At 38.9% G+C, this 2,387-nt stretch carries 3 protein-coding genes; all 3 read left to right on the forward strand.

Annotated elements, in window-relative coordinates:
- The first annotated feature begins 84 nt into the window (after positions 1–84).
- The 3 genes from COJ96_RS24355 to tnpC all read left to right on the forward strand — a co-directional run bounded on the left by COJ96_RS24355 (position 85) and on the right by tnpC (position 2,290).
- Positions 85–279 (forward strand): hypothetical protein, encoded by a 195-nt coding sequence (locus tag COJ96_RS24355; RefSeq protein WP_098576396.1) that lies wholly within the window; start codon positions 85–87, stop codon positions 277–279.
- On the forward strand, positions 276–629 hold the full coding sequence (tnpB, locus tag COJ96_RS24360) for an IS66 family insertion sequence element accessory protein TnpB (RefSeq protein ID WP_218936525.1): 354 nt from the start codon (positions 276–278) through the stop codon (positions 627–629). The genes COJ96_RS24355 and tnpB overlap by 4 nt, the downstream gene beginning before the upstream one ends.
- Positions 630–718: 89 nt before the next feature.
- The gene (gene tnpC, locus COJ96_RS24365; protein ID WP_098576397.1) at positions 719–2,290 is read left to right on the forward strand and encodes an IS66 family transposase; all 1,572 of its coding nucleotides are present in this window, start codon (positions 719–721) and stop codon (positions 2,288–2,290) included.
- The last annotated feature ends 97 nt before the right edge of the window (positions 2,291–2,387 follow it).

Consider the following 2,387-nt stretch of genomic DNA (forward strand, 5'->3'; position numbering starts at 1 on the left):
GTAAGCCCGTATTCAAACAACGCATATAAAAATAGCAGCACCTCCGGTACTATTAACTTATCAATTTAAGGAGGTGCTTTTCATATGCCACAACAAAAACTTACAATTGTCCCCGTTTCATTACATCCTAAAAACGATATTACAGCTGCAACAATTCCAGCAGCACTTTCCTCAAATCCTACTTGTACGATCAAAACTGGCAACGCTGAAATCTCCTTCTTCAACGGCATCGATGAGCGCATCATTCAAACGGTCATGAGGGAGTTGAAAAATCCGTGAAACACGATTATACAAGCGTAAAAAACATTTACATCATTTGCGGTAAAACAGATATGAGAAAAGGCATTGATGGATTAGCCACACTGATTCAAGATTCCTTTGAATTGGATCCATATGGTGATTCCATTTTCTTATTTGCAGGATGGAGTAAGGATCGTTATAAATGTTTGTATTTCGACGGCGATGGATTCGCCATGCTCTATAAACGTTTGGATAACGGCAAACTCCAATGGCCCAAAGATGAAAAGGAAGTACGCAATCTTTCACAACAGGAGTTACGCTGGCTCCTTGAAGGGTTATCGATCCAACAGCCAAAGGCGATTCAACCATCATCAAAAGGCGAGTTTTAAATTCGTAAGGCCACTAATTTTATCTTTATTCCTCCGTTCGAACTAGTTATAATAATAAGAACTAGACCGAACGAAAAGTGGTGAATGATGTGGCGAACGCTTCTTCTACAAATGAAAATCAATACGAAAAATTAATTCGGCTGCTCGAAGAGCAATTGACTCATTCGAATCAACAAAATAAAGAATTATCGAAACAGATCGAAGCGTTAACCGATCAAGTGCGTCATTTAACTAAGCTTTTATATGGATCAAAAACTGAGAAATCAAAATATAACACACCAGATGGGCAGTCTTCATTATTTGATGATGACCCTTCTTTTAGCGAATCTGAGCACACAGAAGAACAAAGCCAACAGACAATTTCTTATACTGTTGTTCGAACTATTAAAAAGAAAAAGCGAAATGATTCATTACGTGATGATATAGAAGTAGAAGCATTCCACTATCATCCGGAAAATACGCAATGTGACTGTTGCCAAGGACAAATGATTGAAATTGGCAGTACAATCGTACGTGAAGAAGCAGAATTTATTCCAGCAAAAATGAAGAAAATTCAACACATTGAACACGCGTATGAATGTAAAAGTTGCAAAGGCGATGCAGCTCAAAAGGCGCAAATTAAACGTGGTAAAGCACAACAGCCTCCTATTCAACGCAGCATCGCAAGTCCTAGCGTACTTGCCAAAGTCATCTATGATAAATTTGTACAATACTTACCCCTTTATCGCCAGGTTAAGGAATGGGATCGTTATGGCCTGAGTACCAATGATAAAAATCTTTCGAATTGGGTCATCCGTGCATCACACGATTGGCTATTGCCTATTTATCTACGGATGAAAGATTTGATGATGAATAAATCGCTTTTACATGTCGATGAAACATATGGGCAAATCCTCTACCGATCTGATGGGAAATCTGGTCAAACCAACGCCTACAATTGGGTGGCTCGAAGTGTGCCATGCCAAGGTCCACCAATGACTATCTTTCATAGCGCATTATCACGGGCTCGATCTGTCCTTGAAAGTTTTATTGAAGGCTTTTCTGGAACGATTATTTGTGATGGTTATTCCGCCTATGGTAAATTAGAAGGCGTTACCTTCGCAAATTGTTGGGCGCATGTTCGTCGTTATTGGCTTAAAGCGGATAGTAAGAATGGGCAAATTGGTGTGAGCTATTGTGACGATTTATATCGACTCGAAAGGAAATTTAAACATTTGTCTCCGAGTAAGCGAAGAAAAAAACGTCAAAAATACTCAAAGCCAATAGTAGATAAATTCTTTGAATGGGTTGAAAAGTCACCATTCTACGGTAAAAATGCGTTAGCGAAAGCAGCTGAATACACATTAAACAGGGCAAATGGCCTCAAAGCATTCCTGAATGATGGACGTATTGAAATTGATAATAATCCTGCAGAAAACGCCATCCGTCCCAACGTTTTAGGAAGAAAGAATTGGCTATTTAGTGTGAGTGAAGCCGGAGCAAAAGCGAATGCCATATGTTTGAGTATTGCAGAAACTGCCAAAAGTAATGGCGTTGATTTCTACGAATACTTAAAGAAACTTCTGACGGATCTACCAAATCTGGGAATCCATCAGAACCCTGAAATTCTAGATCAGTACATGCCCTGGTCAAAATTGATCCAGGAAGAATCTAGTAAATAAATGAAATTAGCCGTAATTCGATTAAAAAAATTTGAATTTACGGCTCTTTGTGCTGCGTACAGGAAGGTACGCTTATTTTTTTATAATTCGGGCTTAC

The sequence above is a fragment of the Bacillus sp. AFS073361 genome (assembly GCF_002567005.1).
GTDB lineage: Bacteria > Bacillota > Bacilli > Bacillales > Cytobacillaceae > Neobacillus.

Bases quoted from the DNA above. Each gene is read 5' to 3' on its own strand.
- COJ96_RS24355 (WP_098576396.1), top strand. From the start codon at position 85: ATGCCACAACAAAAACTTACAATTGTCCCCGTTTCATTACATCCTAAA.